At 68.8% G+C, this 17,957-nt stretch carries 19 protein-coding genes; 9 read left to right on the forward strand and 10 right to left on the reverse strand.

Annotated elements, in window-relative coordinates:
* Positions 1–37 precede the first annotated feature (37 nt).
* Entirely contained in the window at positions 38–559 is a 522-nt protein-coding gene (locus BJ987_RS08265; RefSeq protein ID WP_209898057.1) for a GNAT family N-acetyltransferase, read from the reverse strand.
* Positions 560–898: 339 nt separating this feature from the next.
* On the opposite strand from BJ987_RS08265, the gene deoC reads away from it, so the two are divergent.
* Positions 899–1,567: a deoxyribose-phosphate aldolase gene (gene deoC, locus BJ987_RS08275; RefSeq protein WP_209886404.1), complete on the forward strand. Its 669-nt coding sequence runs from the start codon at positions 899–901 to the stop codon at positions 1,565–1,567.
* A gap of 36 nt (positions 1,568–1,603) precedes the next feature.
* On the opposite strand, the gene BJ987_RS08280 is transcribed toward deoC, so the two are convergent.
* Entirely contained in the window at positions 1,604–2,329 is a 726-nt protein-coding gene (locus tag BJ987_RS08280) for an LmeA family phospholipid-binding protein (protein ID WP_209886406.1), read from the reverse strand.
* A 138-nt stretch (positions 2,330–2,467) separates the two neighbouring features.
* Between BJ987_RS08280 and BJ987_RS08285 the strand changes: the two genes are divergently transcribed.
* Both BJ987_RS08285 and BJ987_RS08290 read left to right on the forward strand, forming a co-directional pair.
* Positions 2,468–3,076 (forward strand): type IV toxin-antitoxin system AbiEi family antitoxin domain-containing protein, encoded by a 609-nt coding sequence (locus BJ987_RS08285; RefSeq protein ID WP_209886408.1) that lies wholly within the window; start codon positions 2,468–2,470, stop codon positions 3,074–3,076.
* A gap of 70 nt (positions 3,077–3,146) precedes the next feature.
* On the forward strand, positions 3,147–4,661 hold the full coding sequence (locus BJ987_RS08290) for a hypothetical protein (RefSeq protein WP_209886410.1): 1,515 nt from the start codon (positions 3,147–3,149) through the stop codon (positions 4,659–4,661).
* Here the strand turns inward: BJ987_RS08290 and BJ987_RS08295 are convergent.
* From BJ987_RS08295 to BJ987_RS08310, 4 genes are all read right to left on the reverse strand, one after another.
* Positions 4,658–5,878: a lipase family protein gene (locus BJ987_RS08295; RefSeq protein WP_209886412.1), complete on the reverse strand. Its 1,221-nt coding sequence runs from the start codon at positions 5,876–5,878 to the stop codon at positions 4,658–4,660. The two genes, BJ987_RS08290 and BJ987_RS08295, sit on opposite strands and share 4 nt — an antisense overlap.
* A gap of 32 nt (positions 5,879–5,910) precedes the next feature.
* Positions 5,911–7,227, reverse strand: a complete 1,317-nt coding sequence (locus BJ987_RS08300) for an MFS transporter (protein WP_209886415.1) — start codon at positions 7,225–7,227, stop codon at positions 5,911–5,913.
* Between the two features lie 97 nt (positions 7,228–7,324).
* Positions 7,325–8,833 carry an acyl-CoA synthetase gene (locus tag BJ987_RS08305; protein WP_209886417.1) on the reverse strand — a complete coding sequence of 503 codons (1,509 nt, stop codon included), beginning with the start codon at positions 8,831–8,833 and terminating at the stop codon, positions 7,325–7,327.
* A gap of 113 nt (positions 8,834–8,946) precedes the next feature.
* Entirely contained in the window at positions 8,947–9,390 is a 444-nt protein-coding gene (locus BJ987_RS08310) for a MarR family winged helix-turn-helix transcriptional regulator (RefSeq protein ID WP_209886420.1), read from the reverse strand.
* A gap of 104 nt (positions 9,391–9,494) precedes the next feature.
* Between BJ987_RS08310 and BJ987_RS08315 the strand changes: the two genes are divergently transcribed.
* From BJ987_RS08315 to BJ987_RS08325, 3 genes are read left to right on the forward strand one after another with little or no spacing between them, the layout of a single operon-like run.
* Positions 9,495–10,406, forward strand: a complete 912-nt coding sequence (locus tag BJ987_RS08315; protein ID WP_209886423.1) for an SDR family NAD(P)-dependent oxidoreductase — start codon at positions 9,495–9,497, stop codon at positions 10,404–10,406.
* Complete coding sequence (couO, locus tag BJ987_RS08320) at positions 10,403–11,296, forward strand: 4-hydroxyphenyl-beta-ketoacyl-CoA hydrolase (protein WP_209886426.1); 894 nt, start codon at positions 10,403–10,405, stop codon at positions 11,294–11,296. The genes BJ987_RS08315 and couO overlap by 4 nt, the downstream gene beginning before the upstream one ends.
* An 11-nt stretch (positions 11,297–11,307) precedes the next feature.
* Positions 11,308–11,781: a MaoC family dehydratase gene (locus BJ987_RS08325; protein WP_209886429.1), complete on the forward strand. Its 474-nt coding sequence runs from the start codon at positions 11,308–11,310 to the stop codon at positions 11,779–11,781.
* On the opposite strand, the gene BJ987_RS08330 is transcribed toward BJ987_RS08325, so the two are convergent.
* From BJ987_RS08330 to BJ987_RS08340, 3 genes are all read right to left on the reverse strand, one after another.
* Positions 11,763–12,578 carry a class I SAM-dependent methyltransferase gene (locus tag BJ987_RS08330; RefSeq protein WP_307869542.1) on the reverse strand — a complete coding sequence of 272 codons (816 nt, stop codon included), beginning with the start codon at positions 12,576–12,578 and terminating at the stop codon, positions 11,763–11,765. The genes BJ987_RS08325 and BJ987_RS08330 overlap by 19 nt on opposite strands.
* A complete protein-coding gene (locus BJ987_RS08335; protein ID WP_209886432.1) occupies positions 12,548–13,069 on the reverse strand; it encodes a DUF2505 domain-containing protein in 522 nt (173 codons plus the stop codon). The genes BJ987_RS08330 and BJ987_RS08335 overlap by 31 nt, the downstream gene beginning before the upstream one ends.
* 101 nt (positions 13,070–13,170) lie before the next feature.
* Positions 13,171–13,662: a DUF2505 domain-containing protein gene (locus BJ987_RS08340; protein ID WP_209886435.1), complete on the reverse strand. Its 492-nt coding sequence runs from the start codon at positions 13,660–13,662 to the stop codon at positions 13,171–13,173.
* Between the two features lie 157 nt (positions 13,663–13,819).
* Here BJ987_RS08340 and BJ987_RS08345 point away from each other — a divergent pair, with 157 nt between their 5' ends.
* Together BJ987_RS08345 and BJ987_RS08350 are read left to right on the forward strand one after the other, a co-directional pair.
* Positions 13,820–14,911, forward strand: coding sequence for a UDP-N-acetylmuramate dehydrogenase (locus tag BJ987_RS08345; RefSeq protein ID WP_209898061.1), 1,092 nt, complete (start codon positions 13,820–13,822; stop codon positions 14,909–14,911).
* Between the two features lie 69 nt (positions 14,912–14,980).
* Positions 14,981–16,213, forward strand: a complete 1,233-nt coding sequence (locus tag BJ987_RS08350) for a L,D-transpeptidase (protein ID WP_307869544.1) — start codon at positions 14,981–14,983, stop codon at positions 16,211–16,213.
* A 43-nt stretch (positions 16,214–16,256) separates the two neighbouring features.
* Here BJ987_RS08350 and BJ987_RS08355 read toward each other — a convergent pair whose 3' ends face one another.
* Complete coding sequence (locus BJ987_RS08355; protein WP_209886438.1) at positions 16,257–16,994, reverse strand: SDR family NAD(P)-dependent oxidoreductase; 738 nt, start codon at positions 16,992–16,994, stop codon at positions 16,257–16,259.
* Positions 16,995–17,106: 112 nt separating this feature from the next.
* Here BJ987_RS08355 and BJ987_RS08360 point away from each other — a divergent pair, with 112 nt between their 5' ends.
* A complete protein-coding gene (locus BJ987_RS08360) occupies positions 17,107–17,940 on the forward strand; it encodes an alpha/beta fold hydrolase (protein WP_209886441.1) in 834 nt (277 codons plus the stop codon).
* The last annotated feature ends 17 nt before the right edge of the window (positions 17,941–17,957 follow it).

Raw genomic sequence — 17,957 nt, forward strand, 5'->3', positions numbered from 1 at the left:
GGGCGTACGGACGAGCGGGAGGGAAGCCGCTTACCGGCTACAGCTTGTAAAACGGTTCGGCGTACCGGAATTCGCCGCTGATCCGCGATTCGTAGGCGGTGAGCGCCCGCACCTGGAAGTGCGAGGCCCAGCTGGGTTCGTCGGGAGCGATGCCCAGGCGGGCGGCGGGGACGAAACCGAATTGCGGGTAGTACTCGAGGCTGCCGAGCAGCCCGACCAAGGGTTCGTCGAGGGCGTCGGCGGCGCCGAGGGCGGCGTGCATGAGCGCCGCGCCCGCACCGGCACCCTGGTGTTCGACGCGCACGCCGATCGGGCCGAGCGCCAGCACCGGGTACGGGCCCACGGTGGCGCGGGTGAGGCAGACGTGTCCGATCACCGTGTCGAACTCGACGACGACCAGCGACAGCGTGGGTATCCAGCCGGAATCGGCGCGCAGCCGGGCCACCAGCTCCACCTCCGGCGGCTCGGCCGGCGCACTGCCGCCGGCGCGCGCGGCCGCCTCCGGGTCGTCCTGGAACGCGACCGCGTCACCGTTCGGGTCGAGGTCGGCAGGAGGCATCGCGGCGGGGGCGGATGGATACTGCGGGCCGGCCGGAGGGGCGGCCGAGGAAGCGGGCGAGTATCGCGGGTCGGCGGGCGGCGCGGGCGACGGGGCCGGTGCATACCGCGGTCCGAACGCGCTGCGATGTACGGCGGCGATCTGTATTACATCGTCGGCGCGTTCGCGACGGATCAGCACGTGTCGAGACCTCCGAACCAGTTGGGTTATCCGCACACGCATTACACAGGTGACAGGGCGCTTCGGCCGCCCGTGCACCGGCTCTACGAGTGTGCGGGATACCGGCACGGCCCCGCAACGGAATTCACCACAACGTACTGCGGCCTAGACTCTGACCCCATGGCCGAACCCTCCGCACTGACCCGGGCCGATGTGGCCGCGATGATCGATCACACGCTGCTCGCGCCCGAGGCGACCACGGCGGATGTCGCCGCGCTGGTGGCGGAGGCGCGCGAGCTCGGTGTGCTGGCGATCTGCGTCTCGCCGGCCATGTTGCCGGTGCGCGCGCCCGGCCTGGTGGTCGCGACGGTCGCGGGTTTCCCGTCGGGCAAGCATCATTCGCTGATCAAGGGCGCCGAGGCCAGGTTCGCCGTCGACCAGGGCGCCGCCGAGGTGGACATGGTCATCGATGTGGGCGCGGCCCTCGCCGGTGATTTCAACGCGGTCCTCGCCGACATCATCACGGTGCGGGAAGCCACCGCCGACCGGGCCGTGCTGAAGGTGATCATCGAATCGGCGGCCCTGCCCGACGAGGCGATCGTGCAGGCCTGCCGCGCGGCGGAAAAGGCCGGCGCCGATTTCGTCAAGACCTCCACCGGTTTTCATCCCGCCGGCGGCGCCAGTGTGCACGCCGTGCGGCTGATGGCCGACACCGTCGGCGGTCGGCTCGGCGTCAAGGCCAGCGGCGGCATTCGCACGGCCGAGGCCGCCGCGGAGCTGATCGCCGCGGGCGCGACGCGCCTGGGGTTGTCCAAGTCGCGCGCTGTGCTGGCGGGTTTCCCGGCCTGATCGGCCGTGCTCCGCGCCGCCGCGGTTCGGCGACGATCAGCAGTTGATCTGGGAATTCCCCTGCGACGCGGGCAGTTCCGAACGGCCGCCGGCCAGCCGCACGGCGATTCCGTCATCGGTCATGCTGATCTCGGTCGGCTTCATGTCGAACGGGTAGCTCTGCAAGCTCTTGGAGATCACATCCACGATGCCCTGGACCAGGTCGGTGGGCAGGCCGAGGCCGAGCAATGCCGCCGACTGCGTCTCGACTTCCACCACACCGTTCGTCACCACCGGCTTGACCTCCAGTTCGGCCAGCCCGCCCAGCACCTTCAGCGTCAGCAGGCCGCTGGCCTTCGACGAGCTGACACTGGTGACCAGCCCGGCGAGGGTTTCCCGGATGCCCTCGTTGCTCCAGTCGACGTCGGCCGAGGAACTGCCGATGGTGCCGCCGCCCTTGCCGCCGTCGATCATTTCCACATCGTCGAACCGGGCGTGCACCACCATCCCGACGGCGGGGCCGAACTTGGTGTCGTCACTGTCGACGGTGACCCGGCCGACCTTGCCGTCCAGGTAGGTGATCAGCAGCGGCTTCAGGCCGAAGCCCACGTCGATCTTCGAACCCATCTCCTGCTCGAACTGCGTGGAGACGCAGTTGGCGACGCGGTGCCGGGCGTACGCCTCGCCACCGATCAGGAGCGCCGCGAGGAGCGCGACGACCACGGCGAGCGCGATCGTCAGGGTGCGCCGGCTGACCCGAGCGGGCGGTTGGGCTGTGTTCATGCGGCCGATTCTTCCCGACGATTTTGTGTCCGTTCTGTGGGCGCGCTGAGGAGATAACCACAGGCGCTGCCGGTCAGGACGGTGAACGCGCCCCCGATTGTGAGATGTGACACAAGATTCCAGCGTAGCCTGAGTGCCATGGCTGGCGATGCGGCGGGCCGCGCACCCGAATCCGTGGCTCATGGGTGGCGTGTACTGCGGCGATTGGCCGCCAGACACGCCGGCTTCTTCACGACTCGGCAAGTGCTGCGCACCGGATGTGAAACACGTGTCCGTGCCGGACTCGGCGACGGCACGGTGGTCCGTGCCGGCGTCGGGCTGCTCCGACTAGCCGAGTGGCCGGACGGGCCACTCGACGAGTACGCCATGTGGGCCGCCTGGTTCGACGGCGCCGCCGCGGTGTCGCATCAGAGCGCCGCGGAGCTGCACGGGCTCGGCAGCCTGCGACCCCGTTTCCTGCACCTGTCCGTCGGGGCGGGCCGCCCGCCGGTGACACCGCGGCTGGTGGTGCTGCGGCGCTCGCTGCTCGGCGGCGATGTGGAATCGGCCGGGCCGTTCCTGGTCACCACCCCGGTGCGCACGGTGCTGGATCTGGCCGAAGCCGATATCGGTCAAACCGCGTTGGACGAGGTCATCGGGGACGCGGTGGCGATCGGTCGCTGCCGCCGCGAGGAGATCCATTCCGCCAGCGTGCGATTGCCGCCCCGGGCCGCGGGCCGGGTGCACCGCGCGCTGACTCGTTTGTGAAATCGCACGGATCAGGTAAAGGCCGTCGTCTTCATGCGGTGGACGCACGATCGTGGCAGGGTGATTGATCATGGGGACGATGGGTCAGGGCAGGTGGGATCTCGTTTTCCCGTCCGGCGCGCCCGAGCGGGTCGGCGATATGTTCGCCACCGCCGTGGTCGCCGACGCCGTCCGGGGGTATGACGCGGATCTCGCGCAGACTGTGGAGACCTGCCGCGATTGGAACCGCCGCTACCGCACCATATTCCGATCCATGACCGCGCTCGGCGCCTGCTCACCCGCGCATGCCGCCGGCATCGCCGCCGACGGCCTGACCTCGGCTCGCGGCCTGCTCCGGTTCGTCACCGAGTATGTCGTCGCACCGCTGGACAGCTTCGATATCGACGCGGTGCGCCGGCCCGAGCCCCTGGACACCGGCCGCATCGACGGCAGCGCGGCGCCGCCCACCCGCCTGGAGGTGCCCTACCAGGGCACCGTTCTGGCCGATGCGACCCTGCGCGCCCAGCTCACCGACTGGCGGCTGCGCGGCATCATCGAACCGGGCTTCGCCGCCGCGATCGAGCGGGTGATCGATCATCCGGAGTGGTTGGCGCTGCCCGGGTTTCGCGTCGTCGTCGCCGGTGCCGGCGAACTCGCCCCGCTGCGTCCGCTCTTGCGCTGGGGTGCGGACGTGCTCGCCATCGCCCGCCCCGGGCCCGCGCGCTGGCGCGGACTCGAGGAGCTCGCGCGCGCCGGCGCCGGAGTGCTGCGCTATCCGGTCAGTCCCGGCCCGCGGCCGTTCGACGGCGGCCCCGGCGCCGATATCACCACGCAGTTCCCGGCGCTGATGCATTGGCTGCGTGGCCATCTCGATCCCGCCGAAGCCGGACCGCGGCCGGTGTTCGGCGGCTACGCGAATCGGTTCGGGCCCGGCGGCGTCCGGTTGGCCGCCGCCATCGATGTGCTGGCCGAGGATCTGCTGCTCTTCCGTCCCGACGCCGCGCTGGCCGTCCTCGGTTCCCCGACCGACTGCTATGCCGTCCCGGAATCCGTTGTCGCCGACGCGCATCAGCGCTTACGCGCCCGCGGGCCGCGCCGTGTCGGTCAGGATCTGCTCCGGTTCCTCACGAGATCGGCGCTCTACGAGCCGAATTACACTCTCCGGCTGACCGATGAGGCGGGCGCGCACTGGAGCGTCGCCGACGCGATGATGCCCGCCCAGGGCCCGAACCATGTTCTGGCGCAACGTATCCAGCGCTGGCGCGGGGTGCTGGCCCATAGCTCCGGACGGGTCGTCTCGTGCAATGTCGCGCCGTTGATCTGGACGCGCAACCTCATCGCGCAACCTCGGCTGACGGCCGCCTATCGCAGCGCGCACCGTTTCGGCATCGAAATCTTCGAAACCGAAACCGCCCGTACGCTACTCGCCGCCAAGCTGGTCGCTGATCTCTGCGCCCCGCCGACGGACCCCGAGGTCGATCCCGAGGGCTTGTTCGCGCTGGGCGCGGCCCATGGCGGCCTATGGCGCCAGCCCTTCGAACCCCGCTCCGTCCTGCCCATAGCCGCCCTGTCCGGCCGCCTGCGGTCCCGTTTCGGGCGCGGTTAGCGGCCGGGGCAATTCGACGGCGCCGGCTTTCCGGCGAACCGATCCGCCGCCCAAGCCGGAAAATCCGTCGCGGCGACCGGGACGACGGAGCCGTGGTCCAGTCCGGCCAGTTCGCGATAGTCCACCGCGGAACCCGCCGCGCACAAGGCTGTTCGTTCCCGGCCGGTCAGTTCCGCGGGTGTGGTGATATCGGCCGAGCCTTGGAAGACGGCGAACGGCATGGTCCCGCCCGGCCGGAAATCATCCACCGCGGTGAAGGCGTTCCACCAGGGTCCGCCGGGCCGCATGGCATCGGGCTGATAGGCGTCGCGCACCGCACCGGCCGAGTTCCAGATGTCGAAGCAGCCGTCGGCGAGCACCGGCAGCATTTCCATGGCGTCGGAGGTCAGGAAATCGCGGTAGCGCAGGTCCGGGTAGGCCGCGCGGACGCCGGGCAGTGTCGCGATGACATAGCCCGCGTTCTCCGGGGTACGCATCGAATTCAGCGTGAGGTCGCGGATCCGCACCGCCGGGGCGATGAGGCCCGCGCCGACACCCTGGAGTTCCGGGGCGTAGGTCCGCGCGATCGACTCCACCCACATGGTGGTCTGACCGCCCTGCGACCAGCCGTATGCCGCGAACCGCGGGCTCGCGCCGAGCTCGGGCAGTCGACGTACCGCGCGCAAAATGTCCAGCGCGGCACGGGCATTCACTTCTCCGGCCATGTAGTGCGCCGGCCCCGGCAAGCCCTGCCCGGGGTAGTCGCTCATCGCCACCACGTTGCCCTGCGCGAGCATCGCCTCGATGCCCGGCACCCGGGGTGTCGTGCCGTCGCTGAGACTGCGCCGCGACGGCGCGCAAGCATCGGCGGTGCCGGTCGTCTCGTGGTTCCACAGCACCATGTCCCGCGGTGTGCCGCGTGCCGCCACGGGTGCGTAGATCTCGCCGGAGACGAATTTCTTGACGCCGGGCCGGATCTCGGACACATACACGATATTCCAGCCCTGGGCTCCCTCCGGTGCATCGGATCGGGGCTGAATCCAGTGAATATCACCGGCTTTCGCGGCCGCGGCGGGCTGGTCTTCGACATCCCAGAAGGTAGTGCCCTCGGGCCCCGCGCGCCCGGACAGCGAAAGCGCTTGTGGCGGGGGTGCTTCGGTATCACCGCAAGCGGTGAGCGCGAGCACGCACGCGGCCGCGAGGAAGATCGTGAGCGAGTGCCGAATCGGAACGGCCATGGGTTCTCCACTTGTCTCGGTGTGCGGTGGCGTCAGTGCGCGAGGTCGTTGTCCTTGGTTTCCTTCGACAGCAGTACCGTCACCGTGCTCACGATCGCGAGCGCGATCAGGTACAGCCCGGCCGGCAGGATCGATCCACTGAAGGCCGAGGCCAGCGCCGCCAGGATCATCGGGGTGAAGCCGCCGCCGAGCAGAGTGCCCAACTGGTAGCCGAGCGAGGCGCCGGTGTAGCGGTTGCGGGTGCCGAACTGTTCGGAGATGTAGGCGGCCATCGGCCCGTAGGACGCCGCGTGGCAGAACGTGTACAGCGTGAAGCCGATGGCCACCGCGGCGAAACTGCCGAGGGTGAGCAGCCAGAACAGCGGGAACACGCCGACGATGGTCGCGGCGAAACCGAACAGCATCACCGGTCGCCGGCCGACCCGATCCGACAAGCGCGCGAACCCGAGGATGAAGAAGATCGCGCAGAACTGCCCGATCGCGAACGCGGTCAGCACATCCGGTTTCGGCATCCCGTGCCGCACCGCGTAACCGATGCCGAAGGTGGTGAACGCGGTCTGCAAACCGAACCCGGCGATGCAGGCCAGCGCCGCCGTCACCACGGGCTTGGGCTGCCGCAGCACGGCGAGCAACGGAATCCGGTCCCGGCGCTGCGCCTGCTCGGCCGCGGCGGCCGCCTGGAACAGCGGGCTCTCCGAAACCCGGGCCCGGACGAACAAGCCGACGACGAGCATGACCGCCGAGATCAGAAACGGCACCCGCCAGCCCCAGGACAGGAACTGATCATCGGGCAGCCGCGAAAACAGCATCATCACCAGGGTGCCGAGCACCGCGCCGGTCGGTGCGCCCGCGTTGGCGAAAGCCGCCATGAACCCGCGCTGTTTCGGGTCGGCGTGCTCGAGCGCCATCAGCGCCGCCCCGCCCCATTCGCCGCCGACCGCGATGCCCTGCAGGACGCGCAAGAAGATCAGGATGACCGCGGCCCAGGAGCCGATGAGCGCGGGGGACGGGATCAGCCCGATCAGGATCGAGGCGACACCCATCAGCGTCATCGCGAGCAGCAGCATCGATTTGCGGCCGACCCGGTCGCCGAAGTGCCCGAAGAGGATGCCGCCGAACGGCCGGGAGAGATATCCGGCGGCGAAGGTGCCGAGCGAGGCGATGGTGCCCGCGGTGGGGGACAGGTCGGCGAAGAACACCGGGCCGAAGACCAGTGCGGCGGCGGTGCCGTAGAGCAGGAAGTCGTAGTACTCGAGCGTGCTGCCGAGATAACTCGACCAGACGACGCGGCGTGCTTCCTTGGCCCGATCCGGGTCGGAAAGGCGCTCTGCCATAATTGTTTCGGGCATGTCTGTCCTAGCTATGGTGGGGCCGATGTGTCGCCCCGGCGCCGTGGCAGCGGAGCCGGGGCACAGCGAACGTCGCAAGGCAGGCGACGTCCGTGCGTCAGGTGAACTGTTTCCGCAGCAGGTCTTTGCGGATCTTGCCGGTGGCGTTGCGCGGGATCTCGTCGAGGACGAGCAGCGATTTCGGAATCTTGTATTTGGCCAGGCGCGGCGCCAGCGCGGTCACCAGGTCGTCGTAGCCGAGCGTGGCGCCGCGCTCGAGCGTGACCGCGGCGCACCCGACCTCGCCCCATTTCGGGTCGGCCACACCGAACACCGCGCAGCCGATCACGCCGGGCAGATCCAGGATCGCGGCTTCGACCTCGGCGGGATAGATGTTCTCGCCGCCGGAGATGATCATGTCCTTGAGCCGGTCGACGATGGTGACGAAACCGTCGGGGTCGGCCACGCCGACATCCCCGGAGCGCAGCCAGCCGTCGGCGGTGAAGGCCGCGGCCGTCTCCGCGGGCTTGTTCCAATACTCGCGCATCACATTCGGGCCCTGGATCTGGATCTCGCCGCGCTGTCCGGCCGCGACGTCGTGCCCGTCCTCGTCGACGATCCGGACATCGGTGAAGAAGTGCGGGACCCCGGCCGAGCCGGGCTTGCGCTCGACCTGTTCGGGGATGAGCATCAGCGCGCCGGGCCCGCTCTCGGTGAGGCCATAGCCCTGGCACATCTTCACCCCGCGCGCGGCGTAGGTGCGCAGCGTGCGCGGCGGCACCGGCGCGGCGGCGACGATCGCGCGCCGGATCGAAGTCAAATCCGTTGTCGACCAACGCGCGTGGGCGCTGAGCAGGTCGTATTGGGTCGGTACGCCGAACAGATAGGTGATCCGCGCATCCTCGATCACGCGCAGGATGCGGCCGGGTTCGAAGCCCTCCTCGATCACGACGGTGCCGCCCTTGAGCAGGGTGGGCAGCGCGATCATGTCCAACGCGGCGGTGTGGAACAGCGGCGCGCAGACCAGCGCGACCTCGTCGCTGTGCAGGTCCACGTCGATGACCGCGTTCAGGACGGCGAAGGTGATGTTGCCGTGCGTGAGCACCACGCCTTTGGGGTGACCGGTGGTGCCGGAGGTGTACATGATGAAGCACGGCTCGTCGAGCGTGACGGGTTCGTCGATGCGGGTGGTGCCGGCGGCGGCGATCAGGTCCTCGTAACCGGGGACGGTCCCGGCCGGACCGTCGAGCCGGATTCGCCGACTCGGGCCCGCGGCCGCCTCGGCCACGGAATCCAGTGCGGCGGAATGGATCAGCACCATCGCGCCGGAATCGCGCAGCGCGTACTCGATTTCGGGAGCGGTGAGCCGAGCGTTGAGTGGCACGAAGGTCGCGCCGAGCAGGCCGGAGGCGAACAGCGCCTCCAGGTAGGCGGGATGGTTGGCGCTCATCAGCGCCACCCGGTCACCCCGGCCGACGCCCAGCTCGCGCAGGGCGTGGGCCAGGCGGGTGACTCGGTCGTGGAGTTCGCGGTAGGTGGTGATCGCGCCGCGGTAGGTGAGAGCCGGGGTGTCCGGGGAGAGGCGGGCGCGGCGGTAGGGCCAGGCGCCGGTGCCTTGGTTTCGCATGTCATGCCTTCCACTGCGGGGTGCGCCGTGTGTCACAGTAGCGCGGATCACAGTAGAGCATTAACGATTGAAGATGTCAACGAGTTTGAACTTCAATCAATTTTGGCGATTGGCTAATCCTCGGGCTGGGAAATCATGGACTGCAAGGCTTTTCGCATCTGATTCCGCACCGACGCGGGTAGCGGCCCGAAGCATTCCGTGTGTGCCTGATCGACGTAACCCTGCGCTTCGGCGCGCAGCCGGAAGCCGGCCTCGGTGGCGACGACGAGTTTGTTGCGCCGATCGTTCGGGTCGGTGGTGCGCGAGACGAGCCCGCGATCCTCGAGTTCGTCGAGCAGGGCGACCAGCTGGCTCGGATCCAAACCCATGGCGGCCGCGATCTGGCGCTGATTCATGCCTTCGTCGGTCTCGCAGGCCAGCGCCAGCACCGAATAGGGCCGGACCTTCAGACCCAGTGGCGTCAGCGCCTTGTTCACCGCCGCCAGCGCCATACCGCTGGCGCGGGACAGCAGGAAGCCGAGGTCCTCGGCCAGCGGTTGCCGACCCGTCTCGTTCATCGATTCTCCTCTCGGTTGCCGAGATGCTAGCAGTTTTACATCATTGACTTTCTCAATTATTGATGATTGCCTTTCGTTCGACACGGTTCCAACAGGGAGACAGCATGGATCTGAACAACAAGGTCGCGATCGTCACCGGCGGCGGGCAGGGTCTCGGCCTGGCCTATGTGCGCGAATTGGCAAGCAGCGGTGCGGCAGTCGTGGTCAACGATCTGGATGCCGAGCGGGCGCAGGCCGCGGTCGACGCGGTCCGCGCCGCGGGGGGCCGGGCGGTCGCGGTCGTCGCGCCGGTCGGTGCCACCGAGACCGCGCGGCAGCTGGTGGCGACGGCGGTCGAATCCTTCGGGCGGCTGGACGTTCTGGTCACCAACGCGGGCATGCTGCGCGACAAGGTGTTGTGGAAGATGACCGACGCCGACTTCGACGCGGTGATCGACGTGCACCTGCGCGGCACCTTCACCTGTGCGCGGGAAGCCGTGCTGCGGATGCGCGAGCAGGGGGAGGGCGGGCGGATCATCTGCATCGGCTCACCCGCCGGTCAGCGCGGGAACTTCGGCCAGACCAACTACTCCGCGGCCAAATCGGGGATCGTCGGCATGGTCCGCACCTGGTCCATGGAGCTCGGCCGCGCGGGGATCACCGTCAATGCCGTGTGTCCCGTGGCCGCCACCGCCATGACCGAGACCATCCCGTTCCTCGCGCCCTACATCGAGGCCATGAAGGCGGGCGAGCCGCTGCCGCCGATCATTCGGCGCGAGGTCGGCATGGGCACCCCCGCGGACGCGGCCGGGCTGATCGCGTTCCTGGCCTCCGATGCGTCCGCGGACATCACCGGCCAAGCGTTTTCCATCGGCGGCGACCGCCTGGCGCTGTGGTCGCATCCACAGCTGACCGCGACCGCCTTCCACGACGGCGGCTTCGCGGCCGAGGATATCGCCGCCGAATTGGCGGGCCCGTTCGCCGACCGGCTGGAGTCGGTGGGTGAGGAGTTCCCGGCCGAGCTGACGGCGAAATGAGCAAGTACACCTACGGTCTCGACCTCGACGCGCTGACCGCGATCGACATCCACACCCACGTCGAGATCGACGGTTGCGGGCATCGCTCGCTCGACGACGAGCTGATGGAGGCCTCGGCCGCGTATTTCAAATCCGGCGCCGAGCGCACGCCGACCATCCAGGCGATCGCCGAGCACTACCGGGAACGCAAGATCGCGGCGGTCGTGTTCACCGTCGACGCCGGCGCGGCCTCCGGGCACCCGCCGAATTCCGTCGAAGAGATCGCCGAACAGGCCGCCGAGCACAACGACGTACTGATCCCGTTCGGCTCGGTGGACCCCTGGCAGGGCAAGCTGGCGGTACGCCGAATCCACCGGCTGGTCGACGAATTCGGGGTCAAGGGTTTCAAATTCCACCCGAGCATGCAGGATTTCGCGCCCAACGACCGGCAGTTCTATCCGCTCTACGAAGCCCTGACCGAAGCGGGCGTGCCCGCGCTGTTCCATACCGGCCAGACCGGGATCGGCGCCGGGCTGCCCGGCGGGCACGGGATCAAGCTGCGGTACTCCGATCCCATGCTGCTCGACGACGTCGCCGCGGACTTCCCGGACCTGACCATCGTGCTGGCCCATCCGGCCGTGCCCTGGGTGGACGCGCAGATCTCCATCGTGACGCACAAGGCCAATGTCTACCTGGATCTTTCCGGCTGGTCGCCGAAATACTTTCCGCCGCAACTGGTCCGGGCCGTCAACGGCCCGCTGCGACACAAAGCGCTGTTCGGGTCGGACTATCCGGTCATCGAAGTCGACCGCTGGCGCCGGGATTTCGCCGCGCTGGACATCAAACCCGAAGTAGCGCCGCTCATCTACAAGCAGAACGCATTGCGCGTGCTCGGCCTGCGCACCTCCTGAAAGGACTTTTCATGACCACCAGCACTGTTGTCCGGGTTCCGGATCTCGCCGCGCTGAAGGCCCTCGAAGGCCAGTTCCTCGGCACCAGTTCCTGGATCGAAGTTACCCAGCAGCGGATCGACACCTTCGCCGATGCCACCGGCGACCACCAGTGGATTCACGTCGATCCCGAGCGGGCACGCCGGGAAAGCCCGTTCGGCGGGCCGGTCGCGCACGGTTATCTGAGCCTGTCGCTGATCATTCCGATGTGGGACGAACTGCTCGGCGTCGACTCCGTCGAGACCGCGATCAACTACGGGCTCAACAAGGTTCGGTTCACCAGCCCGGTGCCCGCGGCCGGCCGGGTCCGGCTCTCGGCCACGCTGAAGCAGGTGGCGGACCTGCCCAAGGGCGGCGTGCAGGTGACCGTCGACGGTGTCATCGAACTCGAGGGTTCCGAACGGCCCGCCGTGGTCGCCGAGGCCATCTACCGATTCTTCGAATAGACCGTCGGCGCGACCGCCGACCAGGGCACCGACAGCACGCAGTCCCGCATCCGCCGCCGGTACTCGCGGACCGGAAAACCTTCCGCCCGCAAGTACTTCGACGCTTGTCGCCAGCGCACCCGCGGGCCGAACGGCGCCAGCGCGGCGGATCGGGCCCAGGCCCGATCCGCGGCGGTGAGCAACGCGTGCACGGGTTCACCGGGAATGTTGCGGTGGATCAGAGCTTTCGGTAGTCGCTCGGCGAGATCGGAGGGCTTGTCCACCGTGAACGGGTCCCACGCCAAGGTCAGCGACAGCGGCCCCGAACGGTCCAGCAGCACCCAGGCACAGCGGCGGCCCAACTCGTCGCAGGTGCCGTCGACCAGCAGACCGTCCGGCGCCAGCCCGGACCGGATCGTCGCCCAGGCGTCGGGCACCGCGGACTCCGGGTACTGCCGCAGCACGTTGAACGCGCGCACCAAAACCGGTCGTAGCCCGGCCAATTCGAAGCCGCCGCGCGCGAAAGTCACACCTTCGCGGCCGGGCACGACCCGTTCCGGATCGATCTCCAGCCCGACCACCCGCACGTCCGGGCGCACCGTGCGCAGCCGGACCGCCAGCTCCAGCGTCGTCCACGGACTGGCGCCGTAACCGAGGTCGACCACCAGCGGATCCGGCGCGGCCAGCAGCCGCGCGGTCACCACCTCGTCGTGGACCAGCCAGCGATCGCTGCGCCGCAGCCGATTGACGCCGGTGGTGCCCCGGGTGATGGTTCCGAGTGGTTTGTTCAGCTGGTGGGGTTGCGAGCTTCCAGCCACTTCACCGTCTCTTCGGCTTCGGCGCGGAACAGGTCGACCAGGTTCACCAGCATCAACTGTTCCAGCCGCGGACCGACCATCGGAATGAACACCTTCGCCTCCGGCGAGAACCGCATGGTGCAGCCGGTTTCGGTGGGGAACAAGCGAATTCCGCCACCGAGGCTGCCGGGGCCGGCCGGGATGGACGCCGAGAACTTGCCGAGGGTTTCCTCGCCGTTGTACGGGCCCCAGCTCTCCTTGCGGGTGATGATCATGTCCTTGCGCATCACGGCCTGCGCGATCTCGGGCAGCATCTCCCGCGGCAGTGTGTGGTGCAGCACGACCTCGATACCCGCGTCGCTCACGTCGAGGCTGACGACCTCGTTACCCGGCGTGTACTTCCGCATTTCCGCGACCCGCGCCTCCCAGTAGTCACGAGTCGAGAGCGCCTCGTAGAGCTCTTTGGTGGTGTGCAGCGGGTACCGAGCGGAGTAGTCCAATCGACGTGCCATGTGCCGACACGTTACCGGGATCGATTGCCAGGCCGTCGCTCGGCGCGCATCTCACAATCGGCCCGGTCCGCATTTTGGCCGGAACCACATGGCCGTCCGGATCAGCCCTGGCGCGCGGTGATCCAGGCGTTGGTGAACTCTTCCTCGGACTGCAGCAGTTCGGTCAGATGCTCCTGGATCGCCTTCTCGATCTTGCCGCCGAACAGCGGAACCTTCACCTCGATATCGCCCTGCACGGTCGCGGTCGAACCGGCGCCCGCGTCGGCCAGGGTGACGGTGCCGCGGACCTGGGCGGGCGCACCCTCGACCGTCGCCTCGAAGGTGGCGGACTCGCCGGTCCAGCTCTCCACGCGCGGAATGATCAGATCGCCGGGGCGCACCGCGGTGATCGCGGGCGGCAGCAACTCGGCGGCGATGGCCTGCACCATGTCGACCCGGATCTGATCACCGTTGGCGCTGAACGAATTCAGCTTCGCGTTGTCCCCACCGACCTCGGCGATGCGGTCTTTCCAGTACTGCTCATCGGCGAACGCCGCGCGGACGGCTGCGGCCGGGTGGGAGTAGCGAGCCGTGTACGCCAAGGGTGTAGCCATGGACGAACACGCTACCGGGCGCTGAGCTCGGCGGCCGGGGGAGGTAGCACGGTGACGGTAGGCCGCGCACGCGGCGGGATGGGTGCGCGGAGCGCCACCACGGAGACCGTTGCGAGCGACGCCATCGGATACCGTCTGGAGCGTGCGAACATCACGGGTGGCCTCATCGGACGACGTGCGCGAGCTGCTGGCCGGAACCGGCGCGGAATTGCGCGAATCGGTGCGGCTCGCGGACCTGACGACGTTGCGGGTCGGCGGCCCGGCCCTGGTCGCCGAATGCGCGTCGGAGAAGGCGCTGACGGCGACGGTGCGCGCGCTCGACGCCGAGGGCATTCCGGTGCTGCTGCTCGCGGGCGGCTCCAATCTGCTGATCAGCGATGACGGTTTCGACGGCGTGGTCGTGAAGGTCGCGACCACGGGCGTCGAACTCAGGGCCGACGGGGTGATCGCCGAGGCGGGCGCGAACTGGGACGGTGTCGTAGCGCGGACGATCGAGGCGGGTTTCGGCGGGCTCGAATGTCTTTCCGGCATCCCCGGTTCCGCGGGCGCGACCCCGGTACAGAACGTCGGTGCCTACGGTGTGGAGGTCGCGACCCTGCTGCGCCGGGTGCGGCTGCTGGATCGGGCGAGCGGTGCGAGCCACTGGGTCGAGCCCGCCGACCTCGGTTTCGGCTACCGCACCAGCAAGCTCAAGCACAGCGACCACGCGGTCGTCCTCGCGGTCGATTTCGCGCTCGACCCGTCCGGCACCAGCGCGCCGCTGCGCTACGGCGAACTGGCCACCATCCTGGAGGTCACCGACGGTGGCACGCGGCCGGCGGCGGAGGTTCGCGCGGCCGTGCTGCGATTGCGCGCGGGCAAGGGCATGGTGCTCGATCCGGTCGATCACGACACCTGGAGCGCGGGCTCCTTCTTCACCAATCCGGTGGTGCCGCACGCGCGCGTAGACGCGGTCCGGGCCCTGATCACCGCCCATGTGGGCGATGTCACGATCCCGACCTACCCGGCGCCCGACGGCGTCAAATTCTCCGCGGGCTGGCTGATCGAGCGCGCGGGTTTCGCGAAGGGATTTCCAGGCCCCGAAGCATCGGCTCGGCTGTCCACGAAACACACGCTGGCCCTGACGAACCGGGGTGCCGCCACCGCGAGCGATCTGGTGCGGCTGGCGCGCACGGTGCGGGACGGAGTGGAGGCCCGCTTCGGTATCCACTTGGAGCCGGAACCGGTGACGGTCGGTCTCACCCTGTAACCCGGCAAACCGGGCATCCTACCGCTTCGACAGCCGATCGAATCAACCCTGGCGGGTAAATTCGAGGCAGTGAAAAACCGTCCAGTGATCCGCAGACCGGTCGGCGTCCTGTCGCTGCTCCTCCTCCTAGTCGTCGCTCTCGTCGCCGGCTGCTCGAAGGACGAGAGCGGACCTGCCGAGGCGGGCGGCTCGGTCGCGAAGGTGACGATCACGCCCGGCGACGACTCGGACGACGTGAACCCGACCGCACCGGTCTCGGTCAGCGTCAGCAACGGCGTGCTCGACCAGGCCGCACTGACCAACGCCAACGGCAAGCAGGTCAAGGGCGAATTCAGCCCGGACAAGCGCAGCTACCGGATCACCGAGCCGCTCGGCTACGCCGCCGCCTACACCTGGTCCGGCACCGCCCGCGGCGCCGACAACCAGCCGGTCCCGATCGAGGGCGGCTTCCGCACGGTGGCGCCGAAGGCGACCGCCGGGGCGACCTTCCAGATCGCCGACGGCCAGGAGGTCGGCATCGGCGCGCCGATCATCTTGCAGTTCAAGGGCCACATCTCGAACAAAGCCGAGGTGGAGAAGGCCATCACCGTCACCACCAACCCGCAGACCGAAGGCGCGTGGGCCTGGTTCCCCGACGACAGCGGCGGCTCCCGCCTGCACTGGCGGCCGAAGAACTACTGGCAGCCCGGCACCACCGTGCACGTCGCGGCCAAGCTCTACGGACTCGACCTGGGCGGCGGTGTCTACGGCGACTCCGATCTCACCTCCGACTTCACCATCGGCCGCAGCCAGATCGTGAAAGCCAACGCCCCCAGCCACCGCATGCAGGTGGTCCGCGACGGGCAGGTCGTAATGGACTTCCCGGCCAGCTACGGCGAGGGCAACGAGCCGCGCAACGTGACCCGCTCCGGCATCCATGTGGTCAGCGAGAAGCACGAACTGGTGAAGATGTCGAACCCGCCGTTCTACACCGACATCGACGAGCGCTGGGCCGTGCGGATCTCCAACAACGGCGAGTTCATCCACGCCAACCCGGAATCATCCGCCGCCCAGGGCAATTCGAATGTCACCAACGGGTGCATCAACCTCTCGACCGACAACGCGCACGAATACTTCGTGACCGCGCTCTACGGCGACCCGGTCGAGGTCACCGGCACCTCGATCCCGCTGTCGGCCGCCGACGGGGACATCTACGACTGGACCATCTCGTGGGAGCAGTGGAAGACGATGTCCGCGGCGCAGAACAACGGCAAGCCCGCCCAGATTTCGGCGACCCCGGTCGCGCCCGCCGCGCCGCGGTGAGCCGATGCCACGGTCTGCCGAGACCGTGCGCGGGATTTCCGGTTCAGCCGCGGCGCGCGAAGCGGCCGGGCTCGGAGCCCTGATCCCGCGGCCGCACGATGATCTGATCCAGGTTCACGTGCGCGGGCCGCGAGGCCACGAACCCGACGATTTCCGCGATGTCCGCCGCCACCAGCGGATCGATGCCCTCGTACACCTTCGCCGCCCGCTCCTCGTCGCCGTCGAATCGCACGAGGGAGAACTCGGTCTCCACCGCACCGGGCGCGATCTCGGTGAGCCGCACCGGCTTTCCGAGCAGCTCGCCGCGCAGTGTCCGATGTAGTACTCCCTGCGCGTGTTTGGCGGAGGTGTATCCGGAACCGTTGTCGTAGTGCTGCAACGCCGCCACCGAGGTGATGGTGACGATCAGCCCGTCGCCGGAGTCGATCAACTTCGGCAGCAGCCCCTTGGTGATCCGCAACGTGCCGAGCACATTGGTCTCCCACATCCAGCGCCACTCGTCGAGATCGGCTTCGGCCACGGTGGCCAGGCCTTTCGCGCCACCGGCATTGTTGACCAGCACCGCGACCTCGGGCACCGCGTCGCAGAACGCCTGCACCGACTCGTCGGAGGTGACGTCGAGTTCCAGTGCGGTCCCACCAATCTCGTCGGCGAGCCGCCGCAGCCGATCGAGCCGCCGTGCCCCGACATAGACGTGATACCCCTGCTCGGCGAGCTGCCGGGCGGTGGCCGCACCGATGCCCGAACTAGCCCCGGTAACTACCGCGCTGCGCTTGCTCATGACCACCGATCCTAGGTGCCGGCTGTTTGCCGAGCCGCCCGATGTCGCCTGGATCACGGTGTTCGCGTGCTGCCCTGTTTGCCCGGAATGGGCGCCCGTTAGCCTGTCGAGCATGGCTATACGGGAAGCGGTCAGCGCGGACGGAACCACCATCGTCTATCGGGTGCGCGGGTCCGCCGACGCGCGGCCGCTGGTCCTGGTGCACGGCTGGTCGGCCAACCTGCGGTGCTGGGGTGCCGCCGCCGACGAGCTGGCCGAGCGCTACCGGGTGATCGCCCTCGATCTGCGTGGTCACGGTTACTCCGACGTCCCGTCCGCCGGTTACGACGATCCGAAGAACTGGGCCGCCGACATAGCCGCGGTGCTGGCCGCCGAAGGTATCGACCGGGACGCGGTGCTGCTCGGCTGGTCCTACGGCGGCATCGTGATCAGCGACTACCTGACCGCTTACGGCACCGGCGCGGTGGCCGGGGTTGTCTACACCGGCTCGATGGCCAATATCGGCCGCGCGCCCGGCGCGGAGACCGGCCCGGCGATGAATGCCGCGATCCCCGGCGTCTTCGAAGAGAGCGCGGGCCGCGCCACCCGGGCGTTCGCTGCTTTCGGCAACGCCAACACCGGACCCGGCGCGGACAAGGGCGGCGATGCTCAGCGTCTGTTCGGCGCGAGCCTGGCCACGCCGCCGGCCGTCCGCAAGGCGCTGTTCGTCCGTACCGTCGACAACACCGAAACCCTTCGCGCCCTGGACATTCCGGTGCTGGTCCAGCACGGCACCGCCGACCCGGTGGTGCCGATCGCCAACGGGCGCTACATCGCCGAGGCGGTTCCGAACGCTCGCCTCTCTGCCTGGGAGGGCGCTCAGCACGGCTTGTTCATCGAGGACCGCCCCCGCTTCGTCGCCGAGGTGACCGACTTCATCGGCGGCCTCGCCGACCGGAATCGATAGCCGAATCGTCTAATAGC

Origin of the sequence: Nocardia goodfellowii (assembly GCF_017875645.1) — a bacterium.
GTDB classification, from domain to species: domain Bacteria; phylum Actinomycetota; class Actinomycetes; order Mycobacteriales; family Mycobacteriaceae; genus Nocardia; species Nocardia goodfellowii.